The sequence below is a fragment of the Pseudomonas fluorescens genome (assembly GCF_902497875.1).
In the GTDB taxonomy this organism is placed as follows: domain Bacteria; phylum Pseudomonadota; class Gammaproteobacteria; order Pseudomonadales; family Pseudomonadaceae; genus Aquipseudomonas; species Aquipseudomonas fluorescens_BR.
In genome coordinates this window covers 115,859-133,856 of record NZ_CABVHY010000009.1, presented here as the reverse complement: position 1 = coordinate 133,856, position 17,998 = coordinate 115,859, and the positions used below count along the sequence as shown (strand labels likewise).

17 protein-coding genes and 2 tRNA genes are annotated in these 17,998 nt (G+C 59.2%); 7 read left to right on the top strand and 12 right to left on the bottom strand.

Annotated elements, in window-relative coordinates:
- Positions 1–145: 145 nt before the first annotated feature.
- Together erdR and F8N85_RS11070 are read left to right on the top strand one after the other, a co-directional pair.
- Entirely contained in the window at positions 146–799 is a 654-nt protein-coding gene (erdR, locus tag F8N85_RS11075) for a response regulator transcription factor ErdR (protein WP_150803662.1), read from the top strand.
- 72 nt (positions 800–871) lie between these two features.
- Positions 872–1,234, top strand: a complete 363-nt coding sequence (locus F8N85_RS11070) for a diacylglycerol kinase (protein WP_150803661.1) — start codon at positions 872–874, stop codon at positions 1,232–1,234.
- Positions 1,235–1,241: 7 nt separating this feature from the next.
- Here the strand turns inward: F8N85_RS11070 and F8N85_RS11065 are convergent, their stop codons facing one another.
- Entirely contained in the window at positions 1,242–2,168 is a 927-nt protein-coding gene (locus F8N85_RS11065; RefSeq protein ID WP_150803660.1) for a LysR family transcriptional regulator, read from the bottom strand.
- Positions 2,169–2,287: 119 nt separating this feature from the next.
- Here F8N85_RS11065 and F8N85_RS11060 point away from each other — a divergent pair, with 119 nt between their 5' ends.
- Positions 2,288–3,067, top strand: a complete 780-nt coding sequence (locus F8N85_RS11060; protein ID WP_150803659.1) for a ferredoxin--NADP reductase — start codon at positions 2,288–2,290, stop codon at positions 3,065–3,067.
- Positions 3,068–3,134: 67 nt separating this feature from the next.
- Here F8N85_RS11060 and tsaA read toward each other — a convergent pair whose 3' ends face one another.
- From tsaA to rimO, 6 genes are all read right to left on the bottom strand, one after another.
- Positions 3,135–3,830: a tRNA (N6-threonylcarbamoyladenosine(37)-N6)-methyltransferase TrmO gene (gene tsaA / locus F8N85_RS11055; protein ID WP_150803658.1), complete on the bottom strand. Its 696-nt coding sequence runs from the start codon at positions 3,828–3,830 to the stop codon at positions 3,135–3,137.
- A 51-nt stretch (positions 3,831–3,881) separates the two neighbouring features.
- Positions 3,882–4,652 (bottom strand): SDR family oxidoreductase, encoded by a 771-nt coding sequence (locus F8N85_RS11050; RefSeq protein ID WP_150803657.1) that lies wholly within the window; start codon positions 4,650–4,652, stop codon positions 3,882–3,884.
- A 132-nt stretch (positions 4,653–4,784) separates the two neighbouring features.
- Positions 4,785–5,246, bottom strand: a complete 462-nt coding sequence (locus F8N85_RS11045; RefSeq protein WP_150803656.1) for a DUF1456 family protein — start codon at positions 5,244–5,246, stop codon at positions 4,785–4,787.
- A 79-nt stretch (positions 5,247–5,325) separates the two neighbouring features.
- Positions 5,326–6,036, bottom strand: a complete 711-nt coding sequence (locus F8N85_RS11040; protein ID WP_150803655.1) for an rRNA pseudouridine synthase — start codon at positions 6,034–6,036, stop codon at positions 5,326–5,328.
- Positions 6,037–6,118: 82 nt separating this feature from the next.
- Positions 6,119–6,592, bottom strand: coding sequence for an acetyltransferase (locus tag F8N85_RS11035; protein ID WP_150803654.1), 474 nt, complete (start codon positions 6,590–6,592; stop codon positions 6,119–6,121).
- A gap of 111 nt (positions 6,593–6,703) precedes the next feature.
- Entirely contained in the window at positions 6,704–8,041 is a 1,338-nt protein-coding gene (rimO, locus tag F8N85_RS11030; protein ID WP_150803653.1) for a 30S ribosomal protein S12 methylthiotransferase RimO, read from the bottom strand.
- A 331-nt stretch (positions 8,042–8,372) separates the two neighbouring features.
- Between rimO and F8N85_RS11025 the strand changes: the two genes are divergently transcribed.
- From F8N85_RS11025 to F8N85_RS11015, 3 genes are all read left to right on the top strand, one after another.
- Positions 8,373–10,214, top strand: coding sequence for a potassium transporter Kup (locus F8N85_RS11025; protein ID WP_412072488.1), 1,842 nt, complete (start codon positions 8,373–8,375; stop codon positions 10,212–10,214).
- Positions 10,215–10,527: 313 nt separating this feature from the next.
- On the top strand, positions 10,528–10,818 hold the full coding sequence (locus F8N85_RS11020; RefSeq protein ID WP_150803651.1) for a type II toxin-antitoxin system Phd/YefM family antitoxin: 291 nt from the start codon (positions 10,528–10,530) through the stop codon (positions 10,816–10,818).
- Positions 10,819–10,829: 11 nt separating this feature from the next.
- The gene (locus F8N85_RS11015; RefSeq protein ID WP_150803650.1) at positions 10,830–11,117 is read left to right on the top strand and encodes a type II toxin-antitoxin system RelE family toxin; all 288 of its coding nucleotides are present in this window, start codon (positions 10,830–10,832) and stop codon (positions 11,115–11,117) included.
- A 59-nt stretch (positions 11,118–11,176) separates the two neighbouring features.
- Here the strand turns inward: F8N85_RS11015 and F8N85_RS11010 are convergent, their stop codons facing one another.
- The 4 genes from F8N85_RS11010 to F8N85_RS10995 all read right to left on the bottom strand — a co-directional run bounded on the left by F8N85_RS11010 (position 11,177) and on the right by F8N85_RS10995 (position 15,619).
- Positions 11,177–12,472 carry a virulence factor family protein gene (locus F8N85_RS11010; protein ID WP_150803649.1) on the bottom strand — a complete coding sequence of 432 codons (1,296 nt, stop codon included), beginning with the start codon at positions 12,470–12,472 and terminating at the stop codon, positions 11,177–11,179.
- A complete protein-coding gene (mprF, locus tag F8N85_RS11005; RefSeq protein WP_412072487.1) occupies positions 12,472–15,009 on the bottom strand; it encodes a bifunctional lysylphosphatidylglycerol flippase/synthetase MprF in 2,538 nt (845 codons plus the stop codon). Before mprF ends, F8N85_RS11010 begins: the two co-directional genes overlap by 1 nt.
- A 263-nt stretch (positions 15,010–15,272) precedes the next feature.
- A tRNA-Met gene (locus F8N85_RS11000) sits at positions 15,273–15,349 on the bottom strand.
- A 193-nt stretch (positions 15,350–15,542) separates the two neighbouring features.
- Positions 15,543–15,619 (bottom strand) — tRNA-Met (locus F8N85_RS10995).
- Between the two features lie 301 nt (positions 15,620–15,920).
- Here F8N85_RS10995 and dinB point away from each other — a divergent pair.
- Positions 15,921–16,982 (top strand): DNA polymerase IV, encoded by a 1,062-nt coding sequence (gene dinB / locus F8N85_RS10990; RefSeq protein ID WP_150803647.1) that lies wholly within the window; start codon positions 15,921–15,923, stop codon positions 16,980–16,982.
- Between the two features lie 56 nt (positions 16,983–17,038).
- Here dinB and F8N85_RS10985 read toward each other — a convergent pair whose 3' ends face one another.
- Positions 17,039–17,989 (bottom strand): hypothetical protein, encoded by a 951-nt coding sequence (locus F8N85_RS10985; RefSeq protein WP_150803646.1) that lies wholly within the window; start codon positions 17,987–17,989, stop codon positions 17,039–17,041.
- Positions 17,990–17,998: the final 9 nt, after the last annotated feature.

The window sequence follows — 17,998 nt, the reverse complement described above, 5'->3', positions numbered from 1 at the left end:
AACCGAGGTTTTGAACGCTGGCTTTCCGGGCTCTTGGCGTTGAACGTGCCCTGTGGGTACGGCCTTTTTGGCTGTTTACCCAGTATTGCGTTGGCGAGGACTGAATTCTTCAGACCTCCCATAAAAAAACGGGATCATTTGAAAAATGGCCACATACGAAATCCTGATTGCCGATGACCACCCTTTATTTCGTAGCGCGCTGCATCAGGCGGTGACCCTGGGCCTTGGTCCTGAAGTTCGCCTGGTGGAAGTTGCGAGCATTGCCGAGCTGGAAACCCGCCTGACTGAAAAAGCTGACTGGGATCTGGTGCTGCTGGATCTGAACATGCCGGGTGCTTACGGTTTTTCCGGGCTGGTGCTGTTACGCGGCCAATATCCGCAGATCCCGGTGGTGATGGTGTCGGCGCAGGAAGAGGCATCGATCATGGTGCGCTCCCGTGAGTTCGGCGCCAGCGGTTTCATCCCCAAGTCGAGTTCGCTGGAAGTCATTCAGAAAGCGGTACGCAGTGTGTTGGACGGCGACGTCTGGTGGCCGCCGCAAGCCTTCGAAGAGATCAGCGTTTCAGCCGAGGCCAAGGCCGCCAGCGCTGGTCTGGCGAGTCTGACTCCGCAGCAGTTCCGCGTGTTGACTATGGTGTGTGAAGGGCTGCTGAATAAGCAGATTGCCTACGAGTTGAGTGTTTCGGAAGCCACGATCAAGGCCCATGTTACGGCGATCTTCCGTAAGCTGGGGGTGCGGACCCGGACTCAGGCTGCCTTGCTTTTGCAACAACTTGAGTCAATTTCAAGTAACCAGTGACCTGTTCCTTCACGCTATTTTGACTTTCGTTAAACTAGCTTCCCCACTCCTTTTTGCTCAGTTGCCTACCTTATGTCGCCTTTCAAGGGTCAAACCGGTCTTAAACGTATCCTCAACGCCTCCGGCTACTCTCTCGACGGTCTGCGCGCGGCTTTCACGGGTGAGGCGGCGTTTCGTCAATTGGTGTTGCTCAACGTTGTCCTGATTCCGTTGAGCTTTCTGTTCAGCGTCAGTCGGGTTGAGCGGGCTGTGCTGATTGCCGTGTGCCTGCTGGCATTGATTGTCGAGCTGCTCAATTCGGCAGTGGAAGCAGCGATCGACCGGATTTCCCTGGACCTGCACCCGCTGTCGAAAAATGCCAAGGACATGGGCAGCGCTGCCCAGCTTGTCGCCTTGAGCATGATTGCCGTGGTCTGGGCGGTGATTCTGCTTTAACGACTGTTCACGCGATCGTCGGCAGGACTATCTCGTCGCTGCGCCGCACCCCGGCAGTGAAGGCGCGGCATAAATCGAGAAATTCGCGTATGGCCGATGTCTGGTACTTCTGTTTGTGCCAGATGAAATAGAACTGTCGCGCCAGATCCAGGTCCGGCGTTTCTACCGGCACCAGGCTGCCGCGACGGAACGCATCGCGTAGCGCCAGGCGCGAAATGCAGCCAATCCCCAAACCGGATTCCACCGCGCGTTTGATCGCCTCGGTGTGTTCGAGCTCGAGGCGGATGTTCAGCGTGCTGCGGTGATGACGCATGGCCTGGTCGAAGGTCAGCCGGGTTCCCGAGCCTTGTTCGCGCAGTATCCAGGCTTCGTGGGTCAGCTCTTCCATGCTTGCCTGACCGCGCTTTGCCAGGGGATGCAGCGGTGCGCAAAACACCACCAGCTCATCTTCGACCCAGCTTTGCACCTCGATATCGGGGTGGCTGCAGTCGCCTTCGATTAGACCCAGATCAATTTCATAGTGGGCAACCTGTTGCACAATGTTGGCGGTGTTTTGCACATGGAGCTTCACTTGGCTTTCCGGGTGCAGCTGCATGAACCTGCCGATCAGCAAGGTTGCCAGGTAATTGCCGATGGTCAGCGTCGCGCCGACCGCCAGTGAGCCAAAGCCTGACTTGCCGTTGAGCAGGTCCTCGATTTCCTTGGCCTGGTCCAGCAGCGCGACGGCCTGCGGTAGCAGTTGGCGACCCAGGGCATTGAGGCTCAGGCGTTTGCCGGCGCGATCGAATAGCTGGCAGCTGGATTGGCGCTCAAGCTCGGTGATCGAGGTGCTGGCGGCCGATTGAGAAAGCGCGAGCAGACCCGCAGCACGGGACACGCTTTCCTGCTGGGCGACAGCGACGAATACTTGAAGTTGACGGAGAGTAAATCGCATATCTATATAACCGATAACCCTTATCTTAATAATCCATTTAACAGATATTGTCGCCGCCATTAGAATGCGATGCAATTGCGCACATTGTCGGCGCAGGCAATTTCTAGGAGCCCCCGTACATGAGCAACATGAACCACGAGCGTGTCCTCAGTGTTCATCACTGGAACGACACCCTGTTCAGCTTCAAGTGCACCCGCGACCCGGGCCTGCGCTTCGAGAACGGTCAGTTCGTGATGATCGGCCTGCAACAGCCCAACGGCCGGCCGCTTATGCGCGCTTACTCGATTGCCAGTCCCAACTGGGAAGAGCATCTCGAGTTCTTCAGCATCAAGGTTCAGGATGGTCCGCTGACTTCCCAGTTGCAGCATTTGAAGGAAGGCGATGAGATCATCATCAGCAAAAAACCGACCGGCACCCTGGTGCTGGACGATTTGAAGCCGGGCAAACATCTGTACCTGCTCAGCACCGGTACCGGTCTGGCGCCGTTCATGAGCGTCATCCAGGATCCGGAAACCTACGAGCGTTTCGAAAAAGTGATCCTGTGCCATGGCGTGCGTTACGTCAACGAAGTCGCTTACCGCGAGTTCATCACCGAGCATTTGCCGCAGAACGAGTTTTTTGGCGAAGCGCTGCGTGACAAGTTGATCTACTACCCAACCGTGACCCGCGAGCCGTTCGAGAACGAAGGGCGTCTGACCGACCTGATGCGTACCGGCAAGCTGTTCAGCGATATTGGTCTGCCACCGATCAATCCGCAGGACGACCGCGCCATGTTGTGCGGCAGCCCGAGCATGCTCGATGAAACCAGCGAAGTGCTCAACAGCTTCGGCCTGAAGGTTTCTCCGCGGATGCGTGAGCCTGGCGACTACCTGATCGAGCGCGCCTTCGTCGAGAAGTAAGCGAACCCGATCAATGAAAAGCCCGCGTTGTCTGAGAAGGCAGCGCGGGCTTTTTCGTTTCCGTGGGTTACTCGGCGGGAATGACTTCCAATACGCGGATCAGGCCGGGCTCCGGGTAATGCCAGCGCACATCCAGATCCCAGAACTGTGCGCCGTATTCTCGCTCGGCTGCAGGCACCTGGTAGGCCGGACGCGGATCCTGGGCCAGACACTGCTCGATCAGCTCCAGCAATGGCTCTTGCAGGCGCTGAGCGTGCGTGTGGGCCTGTTGCAGTGCTATGTCCGTCCACTGCACAGGAATCAGCTCGGGAGCGGCGCTAGCGATGCTGTTGGATGCCGTATCGACGATGTCGGCATAGGGTACGTAGGGCTTGATGTCGAGAATCGGCGTGCCATCCAGCAAATCGATACCGGAGATCCACAGACGATTGGCTTCGACCTTGTCGAGCTTGACCACCGACTGGCCGATGCCATTCGGGCGGTGGGTAGCGCGGGTGGCAAACACCCCCATGGATTTGTTACCGCCCAGGCGAGGCGGACGGACCTTGAGTCGTGGTTTGTCTTCCAGGGCCTGATGGAACAGGAACAGCAACCAGACATGACTCACGTGCTCAAGCCCTTGCACGGCATCGCCCTGATCGAACGGCGCCACCAGTTCCAGAACGCCACGGGCGGCCGGTGCCAGTTGCGGCTGGCGGGGAATGGCGAATTTCTCCTTGAAGCAGGAGCGCACGAAGCCGATCGGGGAAACGCTGTAGGTCATGGTCTGGGGTCGGAGCGGGGGAGATGCGGGCATCATAGTCGATGTGAAGATTTAAAGGCTGAACCCGCCATCCAGCGGGATGATATTCCCGGTCATGTAAGCCCCGGCGGTACTCGCCAGGCTGATGGCCAGTGCGGCCATTTCTTCCTCGCGGCCCCAGCGTTTCATCGGGATCAGGGCAGTATCTTCGGCCAGTGCCTGTTCGTCGTTGCCGATGTGCTGGGTCATTTTGCTCGGGAAGCGTCCGGGGGCAATGACGTTGACGTTGATGTGCTGACTGACCAGCTCGCGGGCGAGTATCCGCGACAGCTGGTGCAGGGCGGCCTTGCTCGGGCCATAGGCGTAGGCCTGTTCGCCAAACGAGGAAATCCCGGCCACCGAGCCGATGTTGATGATCCGTGCCGGATTCGCCGCCGAACCAGCCTTGCGCAGTAATGGCAGGAACTGCTGGATGCAGTTGAATACCGAGGTCACGTTCAGTTGCATGACCTTTTCCCAGCCCTTGACCGGATAACTCTCCAAAGGCGCGCCCCAGGTCGTTCCAGCGTTGTTCACGAGAATGTCGAGCTGGCTGATTTGCTCCCCCAGACGGCTGGCCAATAGCTGCACACCTTCTTCATTGGCGAGATTGGCGCAGATGGCATGACAGACGCCCAAGGCACTCAATTCGTCGGCAGTCTGCTGACAGGCTTCGGCATCGCGAGCACAGACATACACCGTCGCCCCGGCTTCGACGAAGGCCTTGGCGATCATTTTGCCGATACCACGGGTGCCGCCGGTCACCAGGGCGGTGCGGCCTTGCAGGGAGAAGTAAGGGTGCATGGCGAATCCTGAGCTCGATAGGGAGTGCATACCCTAGTCGTCAGGCGCGAAAAGCGGAGCCATTATTGTGCAGCGGAATGAGCAGGCATGCCGTTTCAGGTGGCTGGGTCCAGCCACCTGAAACCAGGGCAATCAGCCGCGAACGCGCAGGGTCAGGCCCTTGAGGAAGTTGCGCAGCAGTTGATCACCGCAGGTGCGGTAGTTGGTGTGGCCGAACTTGCGGAACAGCGCGCTCAGCTCTGGCTTGGACACCGGGAAATCGGAGGCCTTGAGGATCGCGTGCATATCGTCTTCCTTCAGTTCGAAGGCCACTCGCAGTTTCTTCAGGATGACGTTGTTGGTCACCGGCAGCTCGACCGGCAGCGGCGGACGGCTTTCGTCCTTGCCGCGCTTGAAGAACACCAGTCCGTCTAGAAAATGCGCCATGACCTCGTCCGGGCAATGGACGAAACCTTCTTCCTCATCCTTTTTCAGGTAAGTGAGGACGTCTTCCTTGGTAACTTCCAGACCGCCGAGCTTGATCAGCTCGACGACTTTGTTGTCACTGATGTCGAGCATGTAGCGCACGCTGCGCAGTACATCGTTATGAATCATGTTGGCAATCCTGATCAATCAGCTGTGAACACCGCAGACAAGCGTGCGGCGTCGAAATGTATGGCAACGCAAGAAGCTGTTAGAACTTCTCTTTGCTGGACAGGTAGCGCCATTGGCCGACCGGTACTTTGCCGATGGAGACGCCACCGATGCGAATACGACGAACGGCAACGACCTTGAGGCCGACGGCTTCGCAGAACAGCTTGATAACACCCGGCTGTGGGTTTTTCATCGCAAAGCGCAGGCGGTTTTCGTTCTGCCAGCTGGCCTTGACCGCCGGCAGTTCCTTACCCTTGTAGGTCAGGCCGTGGTTCAGGCGATTGAGGCCGTGGGCGACCATGTCTCCCTCGACCTCGACCACATACTCCTGCTCGATCTTGCTGGCGTCGGCGGTGAGCTTGCGCAGAATCTTCCAGTCCTGGGTGAACACCAGCAGGCCACTGGCGTTGGCTTGCAGGTCCGAGCTGGCGGTCAGGCGCAGGAAGTGCCCTTTGAGCGGGCGCTTGCTGTAACGGTGTTCTTCGCTCAGGGTTTCAGGGCCGATCAACTGCATGGCACTTTCCGCATCCATGCCCGCCGGCGCGTGAAACAGGATGGTCACCGGCTCCGGCGCAGTGGCCTTGGCCTCGGGATCGAGCTCGATTTTCTGGGTGTCGACCTTGAACTGCGGCTCATCGATGACTTCGCCGTCCACCGTGACCCAGCCGCCCTCGATGAACAGCTCAGCCTCCCGACGGGAACAGCCGACGAGTTCGATGAGGCGTTTGGAGAGACGAATCGGGTCATTCATGACAGGGGCCGTAACAAAAGAGGGCGCCCATTGTACCTGCCTGGCGCCGGTTAATCGCGGGTCCATTTGAAGACTGTGGCTTTTAGCCGCTTTGTGCCCGCTGATTGGCCTGTTTCAGACGCATATGCAGCAACGGATAGGGTTGGCCCATGCCGTCGTGCTCCGAACGGCCGATTACTTCGAACCCCAGCTTGTAGTAGAAGCCCAAGGCCTGCGGGTTCTGTTCATTGACGTCCAGTTCATCGGCATTCAAGTGTTCGATGGCGTACTTGAGCAATTGTTTGCCCAGTCCCTGACCGCGGTGGTCGGGGTCGATAAAGAGCATTTCGATCTTGCCCGCCGCGATGCCGGCAAAACCGGTGATGCGTTGGCGATGATCCTTGGTGCAGATCAGCATCACGGCATCCAGGTAACGGGTCAGCACCAGGTTCTTCAACAGGTCGATATAGCTGTCTGGGAGGAAATCATGGGTGGCGCGCACCGAGGCCTCCCAGATCCGGGTGAGTTCCTCATAGTCGCTGTGTTTCGGCGTATGGATGACCGCGTGATGACGCATGTCGCCGGTTCCTTATGCAGGTGGTGGCGGATGTCCTTTTATTTCACAAAACGATAGACGTAAAAAAGCCCCGCATCTCGTCAGGAGCAGGGCTTTTCAATTTTCTACGCTTTAGCGCTTCTCAGCCCACAGGTCGTACTCGTCGGCGTCGGTCACCCGGCACCAGACCTTGTCGCCTGGTTTCAGGTCGCTGGCGTCGTCGATAAAGACGTTGCCGTCGATTTCCGGGGCATCGAAGAAGCAGCGGCCAACCGCACCTTGCTCGTCGACTTCGTCGATCAGTACTTCGATTTCCTTGCCGATGCGCAGCTGCAGGCGAGCCGAGCTGATGGCTTGTTGATGGGCCATGAAGCGATCCCAGCGGTCCTGCTTGATCTCGTCCGGTACCACTTCCAGGTCCAGGTCATTGGCCGGTGCGCCTTCGACTGGCGAGTACTGGAAGCAGCCGACGCGGTCGAGCTGGGCTTCGGTCAGCCAGTCGAGCAGGTACTGGAAGTCTTCCTCGGTTTCGCCGGGGAAACCGACGATGAAGGTCGAACGGATAATCAGGTCGGGGCAGATGACACGCCAGTTCTTGATCCGGGCCAGGGTCTTGTCTTCGAAGGCCGGGCGTTTCATGGACTTGAGGACTTTCGGGCTGGCGTGCTGGAACGGGATGTCCAGGTACGGCAGGATTTTTCCGGCGGCCATCAGCGGGATCAGCTCATCGACGTGCGGGTACGGGTAGACATAGTGCAGACGTACCCAGACGCCGAGGCTGCTCAACGCTTCGCAGAGTTCGGTCATGCGGGTTTTTACCGGCGCGCCGTTCCAGAAACCGGTGCGGTACTTGACGTCGACGCCATAGGCGCTGGTGTCCTGGGAAATCACCAGCAGCTCTTTGACACCGGACTTGACCAGGCGCTGGGCCTCGTCGAGCACGTCACCGACCGGACGGCTGACCAGCTTGCCGCGCATCGACGGGATGATGCAGAAGCTGCAGCTGTGGTTGCAGCCTTCGGAAATCTTCAGGTAGGCGTAGTGGCGCGGGGTCAGCTTGATGCCTTGTGGTGGCACCAGGTCGATCAGCGGGTTGTGATCCTGACGCGGCGGGACCACGTCGTGCACGGCGTTGACCACTTGCTCGTATTGCTGCGGGCCGGTCACTGCGAGCACGCTCGGGTGGATCTTGCGGATGTTGCCTTCTTCGACACCCATGCAGCCGGTGACGATGACCTTGCCGTTTTCCTTGATGGCTTCACCGATCACTTCCAGGGACTCGGCCTTGGCGCTGTCGATAAAACCGCAAGTGTTGACCACCACGACATCGGCGTCCTGATAGGTGGACACGACTTCATAGCCTTCCATACGCAGTTGCGTAAGGATGCGCTCGGAGTCGACCAGTGCTTTCGGGCAACCCAGAGATACAAAGCCGACCTTGGGGGCGGCCGGCGTGGTGACGGTGGACATAGCTAACCTCGGTTTTGTGACGCCTCAAGCCGCGGGTGGCAAGGCGACGGATGGGCGCTTGACGCGCCTCTGATCAAAAAGTGCGCAATTCTAGCGATGGGCAGCGCACTTGACCAGCTTTATGCGGGGAATTGCGACGAGTGCTGCGCTATGCTTCGCGCCGTTGCGTTGAAATGAATTGTTACGAACCTGTAACCGCAAGAAAAACAGCGCATGCTGCACGACAAAGCATCGTGCTTCTTACAAAGAAGCTGAGTAACAGGAGTGGTTGATGGGTCAGGCAAGTAGTCAGGCTGCGGGCGGCGAGCATTCTGCGGCGAAACCCTTGAGCATGCTGGTGGCGGCAGTCGGGGTGGTTTATGGCGATATCGGCACCAGCCCCTTGTACACCCTCAAAGAAGTGTTTTCCGGCGACTATGGTGTGCCCGTCAACCATGATGGGGTGCTGGGCATTCTGGCGCTGATTTTCTGGTCGTTGATCTGGGTCGTTTCGATCAAGTACATGCTGTTCGTGCTACGCGCCGACAACCAGGGCGAGGGCGGCATCATGGCGTTGACGGCGCTGGCCCGGCGGGCTGCGACGAACCACCCGCGTCTGCGCACCCTGCTGGTGGTCTGTGGTTTGTGCGGTGCGGCGCTGTTCTATGGCGACAGCATGATCACCCCGGCAATCTCGGTCCTTTCAGCGATTGAAGGGTTGGGGCTGGCATTCGAAGGCATTGATCACTGGGTCGTGCCGTTGTCACTAATCGTACTGGTGGCGCTGTTCCTGATTCAGCGCCATGGCACGGCGCGCATCGGCATTCTGTTCGGGCCGGTGATGGTCACCTGGTTTCTGGTGCTGGGTGCGCTGGGGGTCTATGGCATCGTCCAGCACCCGGAAGTGCTCAAGGCGATGAACCCGGTCTGGGGTGTGCGCTTCTTTATTGTGCATCCGGGCATGGGCGTGGCGATTCTCGGCGCGGTGGTACTGGCATTGACCGGTGCCGAGGCGCTGTATGCCGACATGGGCCACTTCGGTCGCAAACCAATTGCCCGCGCCTGGTTCATCCTGGTGCTGCCAGCGCTGGTGCTCAATTATTTCGGCCAGGGCGCTTTGCTGTTGGGCGACCCGGAAGCGGCGCGCAACCCCTTCTACCTGCTGGCGCCAAGCTGGGCGTTGATCCCGCTGGTGGGTTTGTCGACCCTGGCGACGGTGATTGCTTCCCAGGCGGTGATCTCCGGGGCATTTTCCCTGACCCGCCAAGCGATCCAGCTCGGTTACATTCCGCGGATGCGCATTCAGCACACCTCCAGTGCCGAACAGGGCCAGATCTACATTGGTGCGGTGAACTGGGCGCTGATGGTCGGGGTGATTCTGCTGGTCCTGGGCTTCGAGTCCTCGGGCGCGCTGGCGTCGGCCTATGGCGTGGCGGTGACCGGCACCATGCTGATGACTACGATCCTGGTTTCGGCGGTGATGTTGCTGTTGTGGAAATGGCCGCCAGTGCTGGCGGTCCCGGTGTTGCTGGGTTTCCTGTTTGTGGATGGCTTGTTCTTCGCCGCCAACGTGCCGAAAATATTTCAGGGCGGGGCCTTTCCGGTGTTGGCGGGGATTGTCCTGTTCGTGCTCATGACCACCTGGAAGCGCGGCAAGCAACTGCTGGTCGAGCGTATCGACGAAGGCGGGTTGCCACTGCCGATTTTCATCAGCAGTATTGGAGTGCAGCCACCCCATCGGGTCCAGGGCACGGCGGTGTTCCTCACCGCGCGACCGGATGCCGTACCCCACGCCTTGTTGCACAACCTGTTGCATAACCAGGTGCTGCACGAACAAGTGGTGTTGCTGACGGTGGTCTACGAGGATATCCCGCGGGTTCCAGCGCAGCGGCGCTTTGAAGTGGCGTCCCATGGTGAAGGCTTCTACCGGGTGATCCTGCACTTCGGTTTTACCGATGAGCCGGATGTGCCGCAGGCATTGAAGCTCTGCCATCTCGATGAGCTGGATTTCAGTCCGATGCGCACCACCTACTTCCTCAGCCGCGAGACAGTGATCACCTCCAGACTGGTGGGCATGGCGCGCTGGCGCGCAGCGCTGTTCGCCTTTATGTTGCAGAACGCCAACGGTAACCTGCGGTTCTTCAACCTGCCGCTCAACCGAGTGATCGAACTGGGTACTCAGGTAGAAATATAAGCACCCTGCGCCCTCAAAAGATCGCAGCCTGCGGCAGCTCCTACAGATTTTGCATACACCTGATGATTTGTGGGTGTAGGGAGCTGGTGCAGGAGCTGCCGCAGGCTGCGATCTTGGCGATCCCGCACCTGCTGAAGGTTCCCACTTTACGCCGAAGTGCTGTGCATTTCTTAACTGACCGGCATTGGGACAAGCCCGCGAGCTACTCCAGGTCGGGTGTTTATTCATGTTGCTTTGTGTTCCAAGTAGCGTAATATTTTACGCATTAAGATGCGTACAAAGATATGCGTATGTATGCGCTGAGAGGTGGGACATGACTGCATTATTAGAGCGTGCCGATCAGGCAGTATCGGTCACTGCCATGGTCAGGAGCTTCAGTGCGAAGCTCAAAGAGGTATCCAGCCGGTCGACTGAGCGCCTGGTGATTTTCAAGGACAATGAGCCAGCAGCGGTCATTATCAACGTGGATGCCTTTCAGGAAATGCTGGATGAGCTTGAAAATCTTCGGGTTGAAGCAACCGCCCGAGAGCGCCTGATTGGTTTTGATCAAGCTCAGGCAATCTCCCACGATGATATGCGGGCAAGGTACGCCAATAACGATTGAAGGGAAGTCGGATGGTTTGGGGAGTTTTATATCATCCGGAAGTCCGCGATGATCTGGATCAGCTTGGAGCTGCAGCGGCGAACCGAATCCTCGATGTAATCGAGGAGCGAATCATCAACGGTGAGCCTGACAAAAGTGGCAAGCCTTTGCGCGCCAGTCTGGCGGGATGTCGCAGGATTCGAACGGGTGATACGCGGATCGTTTATCGTGTCGACGGGAAGGCCATTCAGGTATTGATTGTGGCCGTCGGCGCCAGACGTGACAAAGAGGTTTACGACGCGGCCGAGCGTCGACTCTAAACAAAGAAAGCCCCCGTTGCCTTGCGGCAGCGGGGGCTTTTTCGTGGGCGGTGCTCAGATCACTCTTCGGCGACCCGGGTCTTGCCCTGGCGCTTCTCGATCGCATCGACCAGGCGCTGAGCCAGGGCCGGGTAGTTCTCGTCGAAGTGGTGGCCGCCAGGCAGTTTCATGGCTTCACCAACGGCGGTCTTTTCGGTGCAGCCGCTTTCGTCGACTTCTTCTTCGCCATAGATGCACAGCACTTTGTCCGCTGGCAGTTTGGCCATTTCCGGGCCGGTGGCGGCTTCCTTGCCGGCGTTGCCTAGCCAGCCTTCGACTTCGATTTCGAAGCTGCCGGTGCGGGCGAACGCCAGCAGGATAATGGCGTCGACCCGCTGCTGTTCGGCTTCAGGCAGGCGGTTGTAGATGGCTGGCAGCACGTCGGCACCGAAGGAGTAGCCCGTCAGCACGAAGCGTTTGGTGCCCCATTTCTGCCGGTAGTGCTGCATCAGTTCGCTGAGGTCGGTGGCGCTTTGTTCCGGGCTCTTGTGCTGCCAGTAGTAGCGCAGGGTGTCGATGCCGACCACCGGGTAGCCGATCTTGGCCATTTCGCCGGCTACGTTGCGGTCCAGGTCGCGCCAGCCGCCGTCACCGGAGAGGAACAGGGTCACGGTGTCCTTGGCCTGGCCGGCCGGTACTTCGACCACCGGGATGTTCAGGCCGCCATTGCCCTTGTCCGAGCCCATGAGGATTTTGCGCAGCTCATTGTTCAGCACTTGCGGCAGATTGATGTCGTAGTCGCTGATGCTGGTTTCGGCGTTGGCTTGATCCCGCACGAAGCCGGCACTGGTGTCGTCGGGGTTGTCGTTCCAGGCCACCAGCCAGTGACCGTGGGCCGCGGTTTTTGGCAGCAGATGAGTGCAACCGGGTTTTTCCAGGGCCAGATCCACCGAGATGGCCCGGGCCTTGTCATCTTTTTGCTCGGCCAGCCAGCGCCAAGCCAGGACAGCCCCGGGACCGATGCCGCTGACCAGGGTGGCCGGACCTTTGAGTTGTTTCAGGGCCGATTGCAATGCGCGACCTTGCAGCACGCAATCCTTGGGCAGGATCACTTGAACGATCTGCGCTGCACCGCCACGGCTCAGGGTCAGCAGTTGTTGGTTGTTGAGCTTTTGCTCATCGGTCACGGCTACCACCACTTGGGCGCGGGCTGCGCTGCCAGGGGTGACGCGGGTCATGGTCGAACCATCGGCCGGTGTCAGGTGTTCAAGCGTCGGTTCCGGTGCCGGGCGGTTCCAGAACCAATAGCCACCACCGAGAATCAGGGCAAGCACCACCAGAGTGGCCAGTAAATACCGCCAGGAGCGTTGAATCATCAGCGTTTCACCAATCCAGTCAAGCCGCCCGCAATCAGGGCGGCGGTATCGGCCAGTGCCACCAGCGGATCGAGTCCGGCGGGCACGGCCATGTAACGGGGTTCCCAGTCAGGCTGGAACTTGTCTTTGAAGCGGCGCAATCCCTGGAAGTTGTAGAGTTGCTCGCCACGACGGAACACCATCGAGCCGAGGCGCTGGGTCAGTGGCGCGCCGCGACGGGGTTGTAACCCCGACAACGGCACCATGCCCAGGCTGAAACGTGCATATCCGTGTTTTTTATAATGTTGAATCAGGCCGACCATCATGAATTCCATGGTCAGCTTGGGCGCTTCAGGATGGGCGCGCATCAAGTCGAGGCTGGCCAGGTCATGGCTGTAGGTCTCGAGCAGGTTGGCAAAGGCCACCGGACGCCCTTCAAAACGGATGATCGCGACGCGAAAGTGCTTCATGTAATCATCGCTGAAGCGGCCGAGGGAGAAGCCTTTCTCGCGCACATTCTTGCCGGTCAGCCAGGCATCGGAGATGACTTTCAGTTCATCCATCGGCGCTTGACCCGGATCAAGGATCTCCAGCGCCAGGCCGTCGCGGGTGCCGCGATTCCAGGTGTAGCGCAGGTCTTTCATCTCTTTGCCTTTGGCCTCGAGATCAAAGCGCAGCAGATCGACCCGGGCTTCTTCGCCGAGTTTGATCGCCGTCAGGCCGATGTCCATGTAGTACGGCAGGTTCTCGGCACGCACCTGATAGAACACCGGTCGGGCGTGGTGGATGTCGCACAGGTCGCGGAACTGCCAGATCATCTCTGCGCGCTGCCGGGGCGGGCCGATCGGGTCGTACAGCGCTACCAGGCTGCGGCCGCGGCGAGCGTACATCAGGAACGCATCGTCGTTGGGATGAAACAGCAACGCCTTGTCACCGGTCAGGGCCAGGCCGCCGTCCGGCTGGGCCGAGGCCATGAGGATTTTTACTGCCTTGTCCATTTCTTCAGCGGTGGGCAGGTGGATCACCGGGCGCGCGGTACGTAGCAGCCAGGTCAGCGACACTACCACCAGCAATACCGCGGCGCCGAGTAGCGAGCGCAATCCGCGCGGCGCATCGGCGTCGAGGGTGAACTGCCACCAGAGCTCCCGGCTGTAGGGCACATCCTGGTAAGCGAACAGCAGCAACCAGATCGAAGCCCCCAGTACGCAGACGCTGGCCACCAGATACAGCGGCGAGAACGGCAGTTCGGTCAGTCGACTGGGTCGATAGAACGAGTCCCGGAATACTGCCAACAGGCAGGCAGTCAGGGTCAACAGGCTGGCTTCTTCCCAGTCGAAACCCTTGAGCAGGGAGAGCAGGGCGCCCATCAGCAGCAGAATGGTGGTCAGCATCCAGGCCGCCGAAAGCCGCCGGCGCAATCCCTGGGCGAGCAACAGGCAGAGCACGCCAATCAGGCTGGCCCCAAAGTGCGAGGCGTCGACCAGGCGGTGGGGGATTAGAAAACCGATGTGCTCCAGGCGGGTGTCAATTTCTGGAGTGGCGCCGGAAAACAACAGCACCACGCCGGACAGGAACACCAGCACCGCGAGGATCGGGGCGGCCAGGCCCGAGGCTGCCCGTAGCGATTGGCGAGACTGGAACAGGCGTCGGGCTTCGCTGATCAGTAGTAGCAGGCAGGCCACCAGCAACGGCAGGACCACGTAGATCAGCCGATACAGCAGCAAGGCCGCGGCCAGTGGGGCCGCGCCCAGTGTGTCAGCGAAGGCTGCCAGCAGAACGGCCTCGAACACCCCGACGCCGCCAGGTACATGGCTCAGTACGCCAGCGGCCAGCGCCAGCAGGTACACCAGCAGAAAAGCGCCGAAGGGCGGGGCCTCGGGTAGCAATAGATAGAGCACGGTAGCCGCGGCGGCCACATCCAGCGCGGTGATAATCAGTTGCAGGAAGGTCAAGCGGCGCCCGGGCAGGCGCAGGGTCCGGCGGCCGATACGAATCAGCAGGTTGTCCGCCAGTGGTTGATCGGGCAGGCGACGGCGGTAGATGCCGATCGCCAACACCGCGCCAAGGAGCAGCACCGCAATGGCGATCGCGCCTAGCAGAGGTTCGGGCAGGCGCAGCGCGGCAGAGGCGGCTGGCAGCTCGCTGAGTGTGGCCAGGGCGGCCAGCGGTGGCAGTGCGCAACCCAGCGACAGGCTGGCAAACAGGGTCATGTAGGCGACTTCAGAGGCCCCCACACCAAAGCGCGCATATAAGCGGTAACGCACCGAGCCGCCGGACAGCAACGAAAGGCCGACGGCATTGCCGATCGCAAAGGCGCTGAATCCTCCGAGGGCCAGGATGCGCGGCGACAACTTCACCCCGGCATAGCGGCTGGCCGACCATTCGTAGCCCAACATGATGATGAAGCCGACCACGGTTGCCATCACTGCCCCAAGCAAGGCCGGTTTTGGCACTTCAAGGATGGAGTCGTGCAGGGCATTCAGATCGAGATCGCTCAGCAGGTGGCGACAGGCAATCAGTGCAATAACGAATAACAACAGAGTGACCGCCAACCCCATGGGCTGGCGATATTTGCTCAACAGATCGAGCCAGCGCAGGCGAGTGGCCGGGATCGGTTGGGTCGCTGTGACGGTGTCTTGTGGATCAGACGAGTTGGTGCGCATCAATCACCTCTTGGATTGTGCGCGACAGGATGGGGGTATCCAGCCAAGTTACCAATCCCCAAGGAAAAATAATTTCAAAATGTTAACGCGTCCTGTTGCACAGGGTTTTTCGACAGACACAAAAAAGGCCACTCTTTCGAGTAGCCTTTTTTGATGTTTGGTTGCGGGAGCCGGATTTGAACCGACGACCTTCGGGTTATGAGCCCGACGAGCTACCAGACTGCTCCATCCCGCGTCTGTGTGGCGGCATTCTACAGGCGATCGCTTGAGTGTCAACCGTTAATGGTCATCAGGGTAATAAGCCAATCCGGGTCCGGGTTAAGTGCCAGAGGTCCGGAATCCTGCGGTTTTTGGCAGAGCAGCGCGGGAGGGGTAAAAAGACACGCGCACAAAAAAGGCCACTCTTTCGAGTAGCCTTTTTTGATGTTTGGTTGCGGGAGCCGGATTTGAACCGACGACCTTCGGGTTATGAGCCCGACGAGCTACCAGACTGCTCCATCCCGCGTCTGTGTGTCGGCATTCTACAGAGGATCGCCGGCCTGTCAATCTAAATCTGCTAAAAACCTGTTCATGTTCAATCGCTTAGCGTGTCACAAGGACAGAGCGACATGCCCCTGAGGCTTGCTGCGCAAGGCTTCCAGCTCTATTGGACCGCCTGTCCTGATTGATAAAACGAATCCATTTGGATTTTTTCCTACGTAGACAGGCGAAGATTCAAAGTACTGGTGCTATATACAGGTGCCGGTGAGATACTGCCGATCAGTTTCATCTTGATCTCTTTTGTCCTCAACGAACACCGCCTTTATATGACGCAGCGCAAAATCATCCACGTCGACTGTGACTGTTTCTATGCCGCTATCGAGATGCGTGACGACCCGAATCTGGCCGGTAAACCACTGGCGGTTGGCGGGTCGGCGGAGCGGCGTGGAGTGATCGCCACCTGTAACTATGAGGCGCGGGCCTATGGGGTGCGTTCGGCCATGTCTTCGCGGCATGCCTTGAAGTTGTGTCCGGACCTGGTAATCGTCAAACCGCGCATGGATGCCTACAAGGAAGCCTCGAAAGAGATCCAGACGATTTTTCGCGATTACACCGACCTGATTGAGCCGTTGTCGCTGGATGAGGCCTATCTCGATGTGTCCGATAGCCCGCATTTTGCCGGCAGTGGCACGCGCATCGCTCAAGACATCCGCAGGCGAGTGTCCAATCAGTTGCATATCACAGTCTCGGCCGGCGTGGCGCCGAACAAGTTTCTGGCGAAAATTGCCAGTGACTGGAAAAAACCCAATGGCCTGTTCGTGATTACCCCGGATCAGGTCGAGGATTTTGTCTCCGCGCTGCCGGTCAGCAAGCTGCACGGGGTGGGGAAGGTCACAGCGGACAAATTGGGCCGACTGGGTATCGTCAGTTGCCTGGACCTGCGGGACTGGAGCAAGTTGGCGCTGGTGAAGGAATTCGGCAGCTTCGGCGAACGGCTTTGGGGTCTGGCGCGTGGGATCGATGACCGGCTGGTGCAGAACGACAACCGGCGGCAGTCGGTCAGTGTCGAGAATACTTACGATGTGGACCTGCCGGATCTGGCCAGTTGCCTGGAAAAGTTACCCGAATTGCTGGAAACCCTGAGCGGCCGCATGGCGAGGATCGACAGCAGTTATCGGCCGGGCAAGCCATTCGTCAAGGTGAAGTTCCACGACTTTACCCAGACCACGCTGGAGCAGGCCGGGGCCGGACGGGATCTGGAGGGGTATCAACAACTGCTGACCCAGGCATTTAACCGAGGTGGCAAACCGGTGCGGTTATTGGGGATTGGCGTGCGTTTGCTGGATCTAAGTGGCGGGCATGAGCAGTTGGAGTTGTTTAGCCGTTAATGCGTGGCGTAGCAGCCTTCGGCAGCTGCTACGGACCGCGTCGTAGCCTTAATCAATCAAGCCCCGGGATCAGCCACCAGTCGCCCGGCATCCTTGGTCAGTGACTTGAGAAATTCTTGCTGCAACTCGGGATCGTTGCGGGTCAATTCGATCAGGCTCTGTTCCAGTTCGCTGGCTTCTTCTTCCAGGCCCAGTTCCGACAGGCGTTTTACCCGGTGCACCCACTGGCTGACTTCGTCATCCTCAAGGTCGTCGTAGATCAGGCCGTGAGCCTCGAGCATCTTGCCGCGCAAGGCGCTGCTGATGGCCAGGGTCGAATCGGAATGCACCTCATCCTGCGCATCTTCGACACTGATCTGCAGCTTGCCGAGGTGGTTCAGGTCCTGTTCGGCAAACGGGCTGTCCAGCAGGTTCAGGCGCAGAACGCCGTTGCGGTCGGTGCTCAGGTTGAAGGTATATTTGCCGGTCTTGACCTCTACCGGGCGCTCGCTCCACGGCAGGCTCGAATACTCCCGACGTTTGTCGCGCTGGATTTCGTCGATGCCGGCGAGGTTCTGCTGCGCACGACCATGGGACTGCACGTTCATGAATGGGTTGAGCCCCGCAACGCCGTAGCTGATCCAGTCCATGGTGACGCTGTCCGGCAAGTTGCCGAGGGCGAACACATTGACAACGTTCGCGCCGACGCCAGCCACCACCGCCACTGCGCCCAACGGGATCTCGTAGACCTCCCGCCAGGGTTGGTAAGGCGTGTAGCGATCATAGCGCCGGGTGACTTCGAATTCGGTGACCTCGAAGGTCTTCTGTTCGTGGATCCGCACACGACGTTGCGGCAGCTCAAGCACCTTAGGCTCGCCCACATCGATCTGCAGGCTGTGCTCGAGCAATTTGCGCTCGATGCGCTCCTCGTGCTCGCTGCGTTGAGACATCTGGTTGGCACAGCCGCTGAGCAGCAGGGTGCCGCACAGGGCGGCACCACCGAGGCTTAAGGTGTTTCGCTTGAGCATGACTTCTCT

What these genes read in the sequence shown, in the direction of transcription:
- F8N85_RS11010 (WP_150803649.1), bottom strand. Translation starts at nt 12,472, where the DNA reads ATGATTCAACGCTCCTGGCGGTATTTACTGGCCACTCTGGTGGTGCTT.
- F8N85_RS11045 (WP_150803656.1), bottom strand. Translation starts at nt 5,246, where the DNA reads ATGATTCATAACGATGTACTGCGCAGCGTGCGCTACATGCTCGACATC.
- F8N85_RS11035 (WP_150803654.1), bottom strand. Translation starts at nt 6,592, where the DNA reads ATGCGTCATCACGCGGTCATCCATACGCCGAAACACAGCGACTATGAG.
- F8N85_RS11065 (WP_150803660.1), bottom strand. Translation starts at nt 2,168, where the DNA reads ATGCGATTTACTCTCCGTCAACTTCAAGTATTCGTCGCTGTCGCCCAG.
- erdR (WP_150803662.1), top strand. Translation starts at nt 146, where the DNA reads ATGGCCACATACGAAATCCTGATTGCCGATGACCACCCTTTATTTCGT.
- tsaA (WP_150803658.1), bottom strand. Translation starts at nt 3,830, where the DNA reads ATGACCTACAGCGTTTCCCCGATCGGCTTCGTGCGCTCCTGCTTCAAG.
- F8N85_RS11040 (WP_150803655.1), bottom strand. Translation starts at nt 6,036, where the DNA reads ATGAATGACCCGATTCGTCTCTCCAAACGCCTCATCGAACTCGTCGGC.
- rimO (WP_150803653.1), bottom strand. Translation starts at nt 8,041, where the DNA reads ATGTCCACCGTCACCACGCCGGCCGCCCCCAAGGTCGGCTTTGTATCT.
- F8N85_RS11025 (WP_412072488.1), top strand. Translation starts at nt 8,373, where the DNA reads ATGCTGGTGGCGGCAGTCGGGGTGGTTTATGGCGATATCGGCACCAGC.
- F8N85_RS11020 (WP_150803651.1), top strand. Translation starts at nt 10,528, where the DNA reads ATGACTGCATTATTAGAGCGTGCCGATCAGGCAGTATCGGTCACTGCC.
- F8N85_RS11070 (WP_150803661.1), top strand. Translation starts at nt 872, where the DNA reads ATGTCGCCTTTCAAGGGTCAAACCGGTCTTAAACGTATCCTCAACGCC.
- mprF (WP_412072487.1), bottom strand. Translation starts at nt 15,009, where the DNA reads ATGGGGTTGGCGGTCACTCTGTTGTTATTCGTTATTGCACTGATTGCC.
- F8N85_RS11060 (WP_150803659.1), top strand. Translation starts at nt 2,288, where the DNA reads ATGAGCAACATGAACCACGAGCGTGTCCTCAGTGTTCATCACTGGAAC.
- dinB (WP_150803647.1), top strand. Translation starts at nt 15,921, where the DNA reads ATGACGCAGCGCAAAATCATCCACGTCGACTGTGACTGTTTCTATGCC.
- F8N85_RS11050 (WP_150803657.1), bottom strand. Translation starts at nt 4,652, where the DNA reads ATGCACCCTTACTTCTCCCTGCAAGGCCGCACCGCCCTGGTGACCGGC.
- F8N85_RS11015 (WP_150803650.1), top strand. Translation starts at nt 10,830, where the DNA reads ATGGTTTGGGGAGTTTTATATCATCCGGAAGTCCGCGATGATCTGGAT.
- F8N85_RS10985 (WP_150803646.1), bottom strand. Translation starts at nt 17,989, where the DNA reads ATGCTCAAGCGAAACACCTTAAGCCTCGGTGGTGCCGCCCTGTGCGGC.